General features: G+C 68.4%; 6 protein-coding genes. 4 read left to right on the top strand and 2 right to left on the bottom strand.

Going from position 1 to position 14,729, the window contains the following annotated elements:
* The first annotated feature begins 71 nt into the window (after positions 1–71).
* The 4 genes from pks13 (at position 72) to AB0L60_RS07235 (ending at position 7,740) form a co-directional block, all read left to right on the top strand.
* On the top strand, positions 72–5,213 hold the full coding sequence (pks13, locus tag AB0L60_RS07250; protein WP_364608689.1) for a polyketide synthase Pks13: 5,142 nt from the start codon (positions 72–74) through the stop codon (positions 5,211–5,213).
* Positions 5,214–5,267: 54 nt separating this feature from the next.
* A complete protein-coding gene (locus AB0L60_RS07245; protein WP_364608686.1) occupies positions 5,268–6,812 on the top strand; it encodes an acyl-CoA carboxylase subunit beta in 1,545 nt (514 codons plus the stop codon).
* A gap of 127 nt (positions 6,813–6,939) precedes the next feature.
* Positions 6,940–7,416 carry a hypothetical protein gene (locus AB0L60_RS07240; RefSeq protein ID WP_364608683.1) on the top strand — a complete coding sequence of 159 codons (477 nt, stop codon included), beginning with the start codon at positions 6,940–6,942 and terminating at the stop codon, positions 7,414–7,416.
* Between the two features lie 117 nt (positions 7,417–7,533).
* Positions 7,534–7,740: a DUF5988 family protein gene (locus AB0L60_RS07235; RefSeq protein WP_364608680.1), complete on the top strand. Its 207-nt coding sequence runs from the start codon at positions 7,534–7,536 to the stop codon at positions 7,738–7,740.
* A gap of 81 nt (positions 7,741–7,821) precedes the next feature.
* On the opposite strand, the gene AB0L60_RS07230 is transcribed toward AB0L60_RS07235, so the two are convergent.
* Both AB0L60_RS07230 and AB0L60_RS07225 read right to left on the bottom strand, forming a co-directional pair.
* Positions 7,822–11,160 (bottom strand): arabinosyltransferase domain-containing protein, encoded by a 3,339-nt coding sequence (locus AB0L60_RS07230; protein ID WP_364609681.1) that lies wholly within the window; start codon positions 11,158–11,160, stop codon positions 7,822–7,824.
* Positions 11,161–11,334: 174 nt separating this feature from the next.
* Entirely contained in the window at positions 11,335–14,586 is a 3,252-nt protein-coding gene (locus AB0L60_RS07225; RefSeq protein ID WP_364608677.1) for an arabinosyltransferase domain-containing protein, read from the bottom strand.
* Positions 14,587–14,729 lie beyond the last annotated feature (143 nt).

Below are 14,729 nucleotides of genomic sequence, written 5' to 3'. Positions count from 1 at the left end.
CGGGCAGGGAACGGCGAGAGTCTCGATAACAACGCCGCGCACCGTGAGCAGACAGGTAGCTTGAGGAACTGATGGCTGAGAACGAGGGCACGGACCCCACCCAGACGACCGAGAACGCACCGGCAGCCGAAGGCGCGGCCACGCAGAAACCTGCCGCGGCCGACATGTCGGTGGCCGACCTGCGGGAATGGCTGCGCCGCTGGGTCGCCGACGCGACCGGGCAGCCGATCGAGAACATCACCGTGGACCGGCCGATGGAGGAGTTCGGCCTGGCCTCGCGCGATGCCCTCGCACTCGGTGGCGATATCGAGGAGCTGACGGGGGTCCTGCTGAACGCGACCATCGTCTACCAGCACCCGACCATCGCCTCGCTGGCCGAGCGAATCATCAATGGGGAGCCCGACCTCCCGGCCGAGGCGGCCGACGACTCGTTCTACACCCGGGGTTTCCAGCCGGGCGAGGCGCACGATGTCGCCATCGTCGGTCTGTCCACCCGGCTGCCGGGTGCGGGCGATACGCCCGAATCCACCTGGGACTTCCTGATCAACCGCGGTGACGCGATTCGCGACCTACCCGAGGGCCGGTGGGCGGAGTTCCTCGACGATCCGCGCCTCGTGGAGCAGATCGCCAAGTCCAACACCAAGGGCGGCTACCTCGACCAGGACGTCCTCAAGAGCTTCGACGCCGAGTTCTTCGCCATCTCGCCGGTCGAGGTGGAGCGCATGGACCCGCAGCAGCGGATGGCGCTCGAGCTGACCTGGGAAGCGCTGGAGCACGCCAGGATTCCCGCCAACACCCTCAAGGGTGAGCAGGTCGGCGTCTTCATCGGTTCGACCAGCACCGAGTTCATGCTCATCGCGGGCATGGCGGTCGGGAACACCGATCCCGGCACGCCGCTCTCGGCCGAGGGCTACGGCATCATGGGCAGCGTTTCGGCCATCATTCCCAACCGGGTCTCGTACTTCTACGACTTCCGCGGCCCGTCGGTGGCCGTCGACACCGCGTGCTCGTCCTCGCTGGTAGCGGTGCACCAGGCCGTTCGGGCGCTGCGCAACGGTGAGGCCGATCTGGCACTGGCCGGTGGCACGAACGTGCTGCTGTCCCCGGCCGCCACGCTGGCCTTCGACGCCAATGGCGGTGTGTCGAAGGACGGTCACATCAAGGCGTTCTCGTCGGACGCCGACGGCATGGTCCGCTCGGAGGGCGGCGGTCTGGTCGTGCTCAAGCGGCTGGCCGACGCCGAGCGCGACGGCGACACCATCTACGCGGTCGTCAAGGGCTCCGCGGTCAACAGCGACGGCCGGTCCAACGGCCTGCTGGCCCCGAACCCGGACGCGCAGGCCGATGTGCTGCGCAGCGCCTACCGGGATGCCGGAATCCCGCCGTCCCAGGTCGACTACATCGAGGCACACGGCACCGGCACCCCCATCGGCGACCCGATCGAGGCGGATGCGCTCGGCCGTGTCATCGGCCGGGGCCGTGAGGCCGACAAGCCCGCCCTGCTGGGTTCGGCCAAGACCAATTTCGGTCACCTGGAGGCCGCGGCCGGCGCCGCGGCGCTCGCGAAGGTCATCATGGCGTTGCAGCACAACGTCATTCCGCCGCACCTCAACTACGCGGGTCCCAGCCCCTTCATCCCGTTCGACCAGGCGCACCTGAAGGTCACCGACCAGCCCACCGAATTCCCGCGCTACAGCGGCAAGGCCACCATCGGCGTCTCCGGCTTCGGCTTCGGTGGCACCAATGCGCACGTGGTCATCCAGGAGTACGTGCCGGCCCTCGCCGCAGCGGAGGTTTCCGAGACCACCGGCCTCGACAACGAGACCACCGACGTGGTCGCCGAGGCCGAGGCCATCACCGAAACCGTTGCGCCGGAACCGGAGTGGGGCAATCGCGAAGAGCCGATGCCGCTGATCCTCCCGGTGTCGGGTTACCTGCCGTCGCGGCGCAAGCGCGCCGCCAAGAATCTGGCCGACTGGCTGGAATCCGAAGCGGGACAGGCGACTCCGCTGGCGGATGTGGCCCGGACGCTGGCCAAGCGCAACCACGGCCGCTCGCGTGGCGTGGTCGTGGCCAAGACCCATGACGAGGCCATCGCGGGCCTGCGGGCCATCGCCGAGGGCAAGCCGGGCAATGGCGTCTGGACCGCCGATTCCCCGGCTGCCAAGGGCGCGCTGTGGGTGATGGCCGGTTTCGGTGCGCAGCACCGCAAGATGGGCAAGCAGCTCTACACCGAGAACTCGATCTTCCGTAAGGCCGTCGATCAGGTCGACGAGCTGGTCATCGACGAGGCGGGGTACTCGGTCAAGGAGATGATCCTCGACGACTCCATGGACTGGGACATCGGTACCGGCCAGGTCGGTACCTTCACCATCCAGGTGGGTCTGGCCTCGATCCTGCGCGCGCACGGCGCCGAGCCCGAGGGCGTGGTCGGCCACTCGCAGGGTGAGGTTGCGGGAGCGTACATTTCGGGCGGTCTGCCGCTCGAGGACGCGGTCCGGGTGATCTGCGCGCGCTCGCGGCTGATGGCCGAGGGCGAGGCCATGCTCACCGACGACCAGGTGCGCAATATGGCGCTGCTGGAGTACTCCGCCGAGGAGATCGCCAAGCTCGTCGAGACCGAGTTCCCCGAGATCGAGGTCGCGGTGTACGCCGCGCCCAACAACACGGTGATCGGCGGTATGCCGGACCAGGTGCACGCGATCGTGGCGCGCGCCGAGGCCGAGGGCAAGTTCGCCCGTGTGCTGCAGACCCGCGGCGCGGGCCACACCTCGCAGATGGACATGCTGCTGGGTGAACTCGCCGCCGAGCTGGCCGGCATCGAGCCCACCAGGCTCAAGCGCGACCTCTACTCGACCGTCCACAAGGACACCGTCTACCGCGCCGGGCACGCGCCCGTGCAGGACGTGGACTACTGGGTCATGAACATGCGCGGCTCGGTGTACTTCACCAACGCCATCCGGCAGGCCGTCGACACCGGTATCACCACCTTCCTGGAACTGGCGCCGAATTCCGTTGCGCTCATGCAGGTCCTGGGCACCACCTTCGCGGCGGGCGTGCACGATGCGGCACTCATCCCGACCCTCAAGCGCAAGGAGGACGAGGCCGCGGGTGTCATCTCCGCGCTGGCGCAGCTGTACGTGCACGGCCACAAGGTGGACCTGCCCTCGCTGCTGCCCGCGGGTGACTACGCCGCCGCGCCACGCACCGCGTTCCTGCGCAAGCAGTACTGGCCCAAGGTGACCGGCGGCTTCGGCGGCGGCGCGGGCAATGCCCGTGTCCCGGGTGCGCACGTCGCCCTGCCGGACGGCCGCCACGTCTGGGAGGTGCAGGCCCCGGCCGTCACCGACCTGGCCGCACTGGTGAATGCCGCTGCCGCGCAGGTGCTCTCGGATGTCACAGTCGGCGCCTCCATCGCACACGGCGCGGTCCCTGCCACGGGCACCCTGACCACCACGCTCACCCCCCACCCGGGCGGCGCGTCGGTGTCGGTGCACGCCAAGGAGGGCAATACCTTCCGCCCGCTCTTCGACGCCGTCGTCACTGCGTCTCTCCCCACCGACGGACCCCTGGCCGCACCGCTGCCGGAATCGGCTGTGGCACAGCCGGTCGCGCCCGTCCAGGCGGCGCCGGCTGCCGAGGTGGTCGAGGCGGCCCCCGGCGAGCGCTGGGATCCCAAGGGCACGCAGACCATCGAGCAGCGCCTGGCCATCATCGTGGCCGAGTCCATGGGCTACGCGGTCGAGGACCTCCCGATGGAGATCCCGCTGATGGAGCTGGGTCTGGATTCGCTGATGGCGATGCGCATCAAGAACCGCGTGGAATACGAGTTCGACATTCCGCAGCTGCAGATCCAGGCCGTGCGCGATGCCAGCCTGCTCGAGGTCGGCAAGGTGCTGCGCTACGCGATCGAGCACCGTGATCAGCTCGACGACATCGCCGCGCGGCAGGCCGCCGGTGAGGACATCGCCGTCGACGCCAACTTCATCTCCGCCGCGCGGGCCGCCATGGCCGCGGGCGAGGATCCGGCCGCGCTGCTGCCCAAGGTCGAGACCACCGATGTGGTGGCCGAGGCCGAGGAGATCGTCGCGGAGCACGAATCCGCCGCGCCGATCGCCGAGACCGACGCCGACAATGTGCCCCCGCGCAATGGCGAGGAGCGACTCGCCTTCGCCACCTGGGCGCTGGTGACCGGCAAGACGGCGGGCGGCATCTTCAACCCGCTGCCCGAGATCGACGACACCACGCTGGAGAAGCTGGTGGCCCGGCTGTCGGAGCGGGTCAAGGCCGAGGTCGATCCGGCCGAGGTGCGGGCCTGCAAGACCATCGAGCAGCTGTCCGAGGTCGTTGTCCGCTATCAGGGCAAGAGCTCCGATCTGGAGGGCTTCGTGCGCACGCTGCGCGCGAAGGAGGCCGGTTCGAATGCGGTGCCGGTCTTCGTGTTCCACGCTTCGGGCGGCAACACCCTGGTGTACGAGCCACTGCTGAACCGACTCCCGGCCGGGACTCCGATGTACGGCCTGGAGCGGGTCGAGGGCACCATCGAAGAGCGTGCGCACCAGTACATTTCGGAGATCCGCAAGCGGCAGCCGGAGGGCCCGTACATTTTCTACGGCTGGTCGCTGGGCGCGGTGTTCGCGTTGAAGGTCGGCGAGATCATGCGCGCCGAGGGCGCGGACGTCCGGCACGTCGGCCTGATCGACCTGGCCATTCCGGTCGAGCCCTTCAGTGATGCGCCCGAGGAGCGGGTGGAGCGGATCCGCCGCTACCAGTCGTTCGCGCAGAAGACCTACGGCTTCAATGGCGAACTCGATCAGGAGCAGCTCGAGGAGCTGGCCGCTGCGTCCGACGCGGAGCAGATCGACATCATCATGGAGCTGCTGAAGTTCGCCGGGGTCGACATCCCGGGCGGCGTGATCGAGCATCAGCGCACCTCGTGGATCGACAGCAAGGAGCTGCAGAAGATCGAGCCGTCGAAGTACGACGGCGCCGTCGCCCTCTACCTCGCCGATCGTTACCACGACGGAATGATCGAGCTGGAACCGCGTTTCGCGGACCGGCGGCCGAACGGCGGCTGGCAGGAACACATTCCGAATCTGGAGATCATCCACATTCCGGGCGATCACATCCAGATCATCGATGAGCCGCGGATCGCCACCATCGGCGCCGATCTCACCAAGAAATTGTCGGAGATCGACAGCACGACGAAATAGCACCACGGCGACACGAGTTCTGCGAAAGTAGGTTTTTGCCGAGAGGAGTGTCCAGTGCGCACCACCGCCGACAAACTCGCCGACCTTCGACACAAGCTCGACATCGCGAGGGAACCGGCGGGAGATGCGGGAATCGCCAAGCGGGCCAGGAAGGGAATTCCCTCGGCCCGCGACCGCATCGAGATGCTGCTGGATCCCGGCACTTTCGTGGAAGTCGGTGCGCTGGTGCGCAATCCGGGCGACAAGGCCGCCCTCTTCGGGGATGGCGTGGTCACCGGCCACGGCCTGGTGGAGGGCCGCCCGGTGGCCGTCTTCTCGCACGACCAGACCGTCTACGGCGGTTCGGTCGGCGAGATGTTCGGCCGCAAGGTCGCGGGCATCCTGGAATTCGCGGCCAAGATGGGCTGCCCGGTGGTCGGCATCAACGATTCCGGCGGCGCCCGCGTGCAGGAAGCGGTGACCTCCCTGGCCTGGTACGCCGAGCTGGGCCGGCGTCAGGAACCGTTGTCCGGCTTGGTGCCTCAGATCTCCATGATCCTGGGCAGCTGCGCGGGCGGCGCGGTCTACGCGCCCATCAATACCGACGTGGTGGTGGCCACCGAAGCGGCCTACATGTTCGTCACCGGGCCCAAGGTGATTCGCGAGGTCACCGGTGAGGACGTCAGCCTCGAGGAGCTCGGCGGCGCGAAATCCCAAGCCCAGTACGGCAATATCCACCACGTGGCCCCGGACGAGGCCGCCGCCTTCGAGTGGGTGCGCGAGTACCTCGGCTATCTGCCGTCGAGCTGCACGGAGCTGCCGCCGGTGGTGAATCCCGGGCTGGAACCGGAGATCACCGACACCGACCTGGAACTCAACGGCATCGTGCCCGACGCCGACAATGCCGGCTACGACATGCACGAGATCCTGCTCCGGATCTTCGACGACGGCGCGTTCCACGAATTCGGTGAGGCCGCGGGCGCGAACGTCATCTGTGGCTTCAGCCGCGTGGACGGCCGCACGGTCGGCGTGGTGGCCAATCAGCCCCTGGTCTACGCCGGTGCGCTCGATGCCCGCGCCTCGGACAAGGCCGCCCATTTCGTCCGGCTCTGCGACGCCTTCGAAATCCCGCTGGTCTTCGTCGTCGACACCCCGGGCTTCCTGCCCGGGGTGGAGCAGGAGAAGATCGGCGTCATCAAGCGCGGCGGCCGGTTCATCTTCTCCTTCGTGGAGGCCACCGTCCCGAAGGTCACCGTGGTCATCCGCAAGTCCTACGGCGGCGGCTATGCCGTCATGGGGTCCAAACAGCTGGGCGCGGATGTGAATCTGGCCTGGCCCACCGCCCGGATCGCGGTCATGGGCGCGGAGAGCGCGGTGTCGCTCATCGGCGCCAAGACCCTGGCGGCGGCCCCGGAGCCGGAGCGCGCGGCCATGCGCAAGCAGATGATCGAGTTCTACAACGCCACCGTCGCGACGCCGTGGGTGGCGGCCGAACGCGGCTATATCGACGCGGTCATCGAGCCCGCCACCACCCGCCTGGAAATTCGGCGCGCCCTGCACCTGTTGCGCGACAAGAAGACTCCGGACAATCCCCGCAAACACCATCTGCTGCCGTTGTAGCCGCGCCTGTTTCGGCGGGTTCGGCGCGCGCCATTGCGGGATTCGGCGCCGGCCATTGCGACGTGACCTCAAGTGTGAAAACATCTCATTTCAATTTCGAAAATGAGAGCTTGGGAGCGAAGCAGTAATGGCTACCCTTCGAATTCGGCACACGATCATCGGCGGCGCGGCCACCGCCGCGACCGCCCTGGCCGTCCTGTCCGCCGCACCGGCCGCCTCCGCTCAGGTCACCGGGCTGTGGGCCGGGACCGGGCTGGCGCACATCAATACGACCTACACCCTCACCGCCTCCGTCGGCGGCTCGAACGCGGGCACCCAGGTGGGCTTCTGGATCGCGAACCCGTCCGGCGGCGCAGCCGTGTACATGGGCGCCTCTCCGGTGGATTCCACCGGGCACGCGACTTACCAGTGGACCCCGACCACCGTGGGTTCGTACACGCTCATCGCGAGTGACGACGGCAGCAGCACCAGCAGCAACGCCCAGACCATGGGAATCAGCGTCACCGCGGTTCCGGTGGGCGGCATGGGCACCGGCAGCGCCTCGAAGATTCCGATCATCGGCGGCCTGCTGAGCAGCCTGCTGAGCCAGTTCGGCCTCGCCTGACACCGATTCGCTCCGTCCGAAACCGGCTTCGTCCCGCTCACGGGCGGCTTGTTCAGGCGGCTCGCCGATTGCGCTGAATCCATCGGGTGACCCGTACAGATGTGAGAGCCTTCAGCTATGAGTACCTCACCTTTGGCGCTACTCGAAGGCGGGCCGGATGGCCTCGAAACGCGGATCGTCCCGATCACGCCACCGGGCGTCGAGCTGCGTGTGGCGTTCGGGGACGGGTACGAGCGCTACAAAGTGACGTCACGCTGGCAGGACACTCCGGAGGGGAATCTGCCCGTTTACGAGTGGGTGGCACACGTGGACGTCAAGAAGTAGCAACCGGAATTCGATAGGACCCGAAAGAGCGGTGGCCGCCCGCGACGTCGCGGGCGGCCACCGATCATCACGTGTCCCGGGTCAGAAGACGCGCATCTTCCCCGGTGACCAGAACCCGGAGCGGGTAACCACGTGGGTGTCGACCTGCGCGGGCTTGGGGAACTTGGCCTTGGCCGGGTCGGACGGATCAGGATAGAACGGCTCGTACTGCTCCAGGGAGCCCCAGTCGCGGGCGTAGTTGTCCTTCAGATAGGTCGGCACCGTCTTGGAGGCCGACAGCATCTCCGCCCAGCCCAGCGGACCGCCGAATTCCTCGGCCTGCCAGGTATTGGTGGAGCTGATGGCCAGCGGCCGGTCGGGCAGGATGCGGTACTTGGGCGCCGCGTCCACCACGCCGTTGCGGTGATCGAACGGGTGCTGGCACGGGAACTGCAGGCCCACGGCCCAGTCCAGCAGGATGGGCTGGGTGGAGCCCAGATAGCTGTTGAGCGACACCAGCTTCGGCACCCGCGGCGGGGTGAAGGCCAGCCACTGATCGCCGATCAGGATCGGGTCGCGGGCGTAGATGCGGACCGCGTCGGCATTGTCGGGCAGCGCCGAGCGCGGAATGCGCAGGTTGCGCCAGGACGGGGCCGGGCCGACGTCGAGCGGGCGGTACTTGTCGAGGAAGGTGACGGTGCCGTCCGGGTTGTGGTGGCCGTACTCCAGGAAGACGTCCTGGCCGTAGGTCATATTGCCGGTGTCGTCGAACGACATCACCCGCCCGGCCGCCGAAATCACGATCAGCGGTGAGTCGTCCGAGCGCGGCGGCAGCTGGTACCAGCTGGAGGTGAGCTCGGCGGGCTGCTGCACGCCGTCCTGGTAGCTGCCCATGACCGGGGTGGTGGCCGGGTCCAGGCCGAAGGGCAGGGCCACGGTGGACCCGTTCACGCCCTGCGCGCCCTTGCCGCCCCCGGTGCCCGCGTTCTGGCCCTTCTCGAAGGCCGGGCCGACGGTCTGGGTGGAGGTGTTGCCGGTGCCCGGCTTCACCTCGACGCCGTCGGCGTCCAGCTTGTCGGCGACGCCGTTGGGGGAGAAGCCGACCGGGCTCTCACCGGCCAGCGGATCGCCGTTCTGCGGCGGGTGAGCCGGATCGATGATGGGGGTCAGGTTGCCGCTGTTGACATTTCCCTCGACCAGCACGTCATTGGCGAGCCCGCAGGTGTTGCCGGTGACCGCGTCGATGTTCGAGCGCGCCAGCGAATACGCCGGATACTGCTGCACCGCGCCCTTGAGCAGCGACGCCACCTCGAACAGCACCATGAGCGCGGCGACCACGGTGAGCGGGATGGCGGCGAACCTGCGGATCCGCCGGCCGCGCTCGGTCTTCCCGTTCGCCATCGGCTTGGCGTAGCCCTCGCGCAGCGACTGCCAGGCCACCACGGCCAGCGCCAGCCCGAACAGCACCAGCATCAAGGTGTTGGACTGGAAGCCGTGCAGGGAGACGGTCTTGTCGAACCACGGCACGCCATAGCTGGACACGTACCAGTAGCCGTTGATGCCGGAGAAGGCGACGGCGAGGGTGAACAGCAGTCCGGCCAGGAACACCGACCGGTTCTTCCGGGAGCGAAGTGCGGTGGCGGACACGGCGACCGCCGTCACCGCCGCCAGCGAACCCGCGATGCCCGCGTACGAACCGAAGTGGTGGGTCCACTTGGTCGGGTTGAACATCATGAAGAAGATGGTTCCGAAGACCACGCCCATGAGCCGCCAGGTCGGCGCGCTCGCGATGCCCGGCACCTGTCGCCGGCGCAGCAGCACCAGCATGGTGGTGATCAGGCACAGGATCATGAGCAGGAACGCGAAGCGGCGCGCCAGCGAGCCGTCCACGGTCTCGACGAACAGGTAGTAGTAGCGCAGATAGTCCTCGTACCAGGCCAGATTCGGCCCGGTCACCTGCCGTACCCGGTTCGCCTCCATGATTCCGGCGAAGGTCTGGTCGGCGAAAACCGCCACCAGCACCAGGAATCCGGCCGCCGCGATGGGGGCGAGCAGGGCCAGATCGCCGAACTGCTTGCGCCGCCGCACCACGATCCGCACCAGCGGCCGGATGCCCGCGAGCAGCGCCGCCACACACATCAGACCGGTCGGCGCCGCCGCCAGTGTGAACGCCGCCACCAGCACCGCGACCGCGGCGGGCAGCAGGCGCGAGGTGGCGATGGCCCGCTCGATGGACACCCAGGTCAGCAGCGCGCCGAGGGCCACGATCGGCTCCGAGCGCAGGCCGTTGTCGTAGGGCAGCCAGAAGGCCAGGAACACCAGGCCGCCGGTCCACAGCGCGACCTGGGACTTCGCCACCGCATTGCCCAGTCGCGGCACCACCTCGCGGCTGATCACCAGCCAGCACAGGATTCCGCAGAGCAGCGCGGGAATTCGCACCCACGGGCTGGCGGTGGAGACCTCGGCGAAGGCCTGGATGACGTAGTAGTACCAGCCGAACGGCGCCTCGGGCACGCCGAACCAGCGGAAGTAGTTGGCCAGGTAGCCCGCGTGCGGGGCCGCCCGCACCATGGTCAGGATGTAGCCGTCGTCGGAGGTGTTGGCGCCCACGAAGTGCCACAGCAGCAGGGTGCCGATGATGCCGCCGTCCGCCCAGGTCGGCTTCAGCCAGTGCGCCGGCAGGATGCGCCGGTGCCCACGGCCGTCACTGGTGTCCAGGACCGCCAGCGCGCCCATGGCCAGCAGGGTGAGCAGGACCGCGGCGATGATGGCCACCAGCTTGATGACCGTCGGCGAGGAGGAGAACCGGGAGTCCACGGTCATGTGGAACGAAAGGCCCGCCGGCACGCCGCCTTTCATATCGGTGAACACGCCCACCACCTGGGGGCGCAGATCGCCGAGCAGGCGGCCGTCCACGGGCACGGTGACCGTCTCCCGTCCGCCGTCGGCGGTGGGCTTCTCGACGGTGCGGGTGACGCCCTCGAAACTGGCGTAGGTCTGGGTGCTGTCGGAGGTGATGACCAGTTGCGAGCACTGGCTCATCTCGGCGCGGGTGGCGCTGGCCACCACGGCATTCCGGTCCAGTACGTCCACGCTCTCGCCGGAGACGCGGACGAACAGGGCCTCCAGGTCCGCGCCCTTGCCCTGCGGCGGCGCCGTTGCCAGTAGGATGCCGCCGCGCGGATCCAGTTGCTGGACCGCGGAACACGGGATGGTGGCCTTCGCGTCGATGGGCACCTGCGACATCAGTGCCGCCTGCACCGGATCGAGCGAGCCGCCCTGTGGCCAGCTGACCTCCGCCTGGGTCTGCTGTACCGGCAGGAACGGCGTCGCCAGCGCGAACAGCGCCCCGAGCACGCCCGCGACGATCGCTATGAGCTTCGCGAATCGATAGTCGCGCGGTGTCGCGGGGGTGGTCGCCGGGGGATTCGGCTTTGTCAGTACAGCGGAGGCGTCTGGCACGGTTGCTGATGGTAGCCTCCCCGCCGCCCCGAGACTTGGCGCACGGCTTGGGAGCCGTTGCCAGTTTCGCACGCGTGCCGGCGGTTGGGTGCCAACCCGATTTTGGCCGTACCCGACGAGTTACCCTCACCTCACGAAATCAGTGGTCACCTTTCATTTCGTCTTGATGGGCGAATCCTTGGCCAGGCCGGAGCGGGACCGGACGGTGACGTCCAGGGTCGGCGCGAAGTTCGCATCCGGGACATAGGGGGTGAACTTCTCGAGCGAGCCCCAGTCCCGGCTCCAGTCGTGGTTCAGGTACGACGGCCGGGTCTCGGACTTGAGCAGCAATCCGGTCCAGCCCAGCGGGCCGCCGCCGATGTCGTCCTGCCAGGCATTGGAGGCGTCCTGGCCGACGCGGTCCGGCAGAATGCGCCATTCGGGCACCTCGGCCACGCCGTCGTGGTGATCGAAGGGGCGCTGGCACGGGAAGGCGAGGCCGACATGCCAGTCCTCCAGCACCGGAGCGCTGTCGCCGACAAGGGAATTCAGGGTCTGCAGCCGGGGCAGCCGGGGCGGGGTGATGGCCAGCCATTGGCGCGGGGTGATGTCGGCGTCATTGAGCACCAGGCGAATCGCATTGGCGCCCGCGGGAATCTGGTCCAGCGGGACGCGCAGGTTGCGCCAGGACGGGCTCGGGCCGATATCGATCGGCCGGATCCGCCCGGTGTTCGTGACAGTGCCCTGGGCGTCGCGGGTGCCGTACTCGACGAACAGGTCCTGCCCGTAGGTCTCCACACCGTCCTTGTTGAAGGACCGGATGCGCCCCGCGGCCGTCACGACCAGCACCTTGTAGGCGGGGTCATTGCGGAGAGTGCTCAGCTTCTCCGCGCTGTACCACTGGGTGGTGAGCTTCGAAACCTGCTGCTCGCCATCGGTGTAACTGCCCTCGACCGGGGTTTTGGCCGGGTCCAGGCCGAAGGGCAGGGCGACGGAGCTGCCGTTGATGCCGGTCTCTTCGCTCTTGCCGCCGCCGGTGCCCGCGCCGGTGGTCTTGGACGTCTTGTTGCCGGACTTCTCGTTCACCGAGTTGGCCCCGCCGGTGACGGTCTCCTCCGCGTCCGCGGTGAGGTCGGAGGCGACGCCATTGGGCGTGAATCCGGTGCTCTCGGCGGACAGGCCGTCGGCGTCGGATCCGGTCCACGGGTGCAGCAGCGAATCGGCGGTATCGGTCTCCACCAGCACCTCGTTGGCCAGGGCGCACGAATCACCCTGCAGCGCACGCAGATTCGACGCCGCGATGGAGTAGGCCGGGTACTGGCCGACGGCCGCCTTGGCCAGCGACAGCACCTCGAACAGCACCAACAAGGCCGCCGCGATGGTGAGCGGCATGCTGGCGAACTTGTCGAAGCCGCGCGCCGGTTTCGGCTGCGTGTACGGCGCGCGGAAGTGCTGGTAGGCGGCGATGAGCAGGCACAGCACCGCCAGGCCCAGGAACAGCGTGGAGAAGCCCTTGCCGGCGATGAGCGGCGCCTTGTCGAACCATGGCACGCCGTAGCTGGACACGTACCACCAGCCGTTGGGGCCGGTGAAGGTCATGGCCAGCAGGAAGAACACCGCGGCGGTGAACAGCGTCCGGTTGCGCGGGGAGCGAATTCCGTTGAGCCCCACCGCGACCGCGGCCAGCGCCGCCACCGATCCGGCCAGTCCGGCATACACGCCGAAGTGGTGGGTCCACTTGGTGGGCGTGAACATCATCAGGAACAGCGACATGAAGATGATGCCCAGGATCCGCGCCGACGGCCCGCGCGAGGTCCCGGGGATGCGGCCGTTCTTGCGCAGCATCACCATCACGCATACGCCCAGGCACAGCAGCATGGCCAGGATGCCGAAGCGGCGGGCCAGTGAGCCGTCGGGGGAGAGCATGAGCAGCGCGTCCCACCGGGTGCGCTCGTCGAACCAGGCCACATTGGGGCCGATGAGTTTGCGTACCCGGGTCGCCTCCATGACCGAGGCGAGGGTCTGATCGCCGAAAACCACCACCAGCACCAGGGTTCCGGCGGCCACGCCGGGCGCCAGCAGCGCGCCGTAACGCAGCAGCCACGACCCCTGGCCCTTGGCGCGCTTGATGACGACCATGAGCACCGGCCGCGCGCCCGCGATGAGCGCCGCGATGCAGATGAGCCCGGTCGGCCCGGCGGCCAGTGAGAAGGCCGCGATCAGCACGCCCACGGCGGCGGGCAGCAAACGCCCGGTGGCAACTGCCCTTTCGATGGAGCACCAGGTCAGCAGCGCGCCCGCGGCGATGAGCGGCTCCGGGCGCAGGCCGTTGTCGTAGGGCATCCAGGCGGCCAGGAACACCAGTCCCGCGGTCCAGATGGCGATGTTGTCGCGTCGCACCCGCGAGCCCAGGCGCGGCAGCACTTCCCGGCTGATGACCAGCCAGCACACGATGCCGGCCAGCAGTGCGGGCAGGCGCATCCAGGGGCTGGAATCGCTGATCCGGGTCATCCAGGCCAGCACCTCGTACGGCCAGCCGAAGGGCGCCTCGGCCACCCCGAACCAGCGGTAGTAGTTGGCCATGTAGCCCGAAACCTTCGAGGCCCGAGCCATATTCAGGATATAGCCGTCATCGGAGGTGTTGGCGCCGATGATGTGCCACACCACCAGCGTGCCCAGCACCGCGACGTCGGCGAGCCGCACCCGCCACCAGTGCGTGGGCAGGAATCGGCGCGGCTTACGGCCGTCGGAGGTATCCAGCAGGTGCAGCGCGTAGAGGGCGAGCAGGGTGAACAGCACCGCCCCGAGCATCGCGACGCGCTTGAGCCAGGTCGGGCTGGAGGTGAAGCGCGCGTCGATATCCACGGTGGCGGAGGCGTTCCCGAGCTGATCCCGCTTCAGATCGGTGAACAGGCCCACCACCTGCGGCCGGGTGTCCCCGCCGACCCGGCCGGCGAAGGGTGTGCCGTCCTGGCGGTGCACGCCGGCGAATTCGACCCGGGTTTCGGCGGCGTCCGAGTGCACGGTGATCGCCGTGCAGTCCTGGATCTCCGCGGCCGGCGCACTGAGCAGCGGAATCAGCCGCACCAGCACCGATACCGTGCGTCCCTTGCCCGGCTCGTCGGTGACCTTGACGACCAGGCCCTTCGACTCGGCCTGCCCCGAGGCCGCGGGCACGGTCGAGAACAGCGTGCCGGTCGGCAGTTCCCGCAGCACCTGGCACGGCAGGCTCACATCCAGGCTCAATGGCACGTACGACACCAGCGGCGCCGCGACGTCGGCCGTATCCCCTTGCGGCCAACGCAGTGTCGGCCGGTCCTGGTTCACCGGCAGGATCGGCGTGATCACCGCCAGCAGGAATCCGAGTAACCCGGACACCAGGGCGAGGATGCGGAGGCGGTGGAACGCTCGGGAGTCTGCGCGCACGAGCACCGACTCTAACCATCGCGTGCACGGCGTCTGCACATCTCCCGGCGTTCCGGCCGCCTCGAACCGGCTGACCTGTAGCCGAATCGGCGGATGTCCGTCAGGATGGTTGTTATCCGAACTGGGCGTGGGGCCGGGCCGGA

The organism is Nocardia sp. NPDC051981, from assembly GCF_040680715.1.
Classification (GTDB): Bacteria; Actinomycetota; Actinomycetes; order Mycobacteriales; family Mycobacteriaceae; genus Nocardia.
The sequence above is the reverse complement of the archived record's forward strand: the minus strand, read 5'-3'. Positions and strand labels throughout refer to the sequence as shown.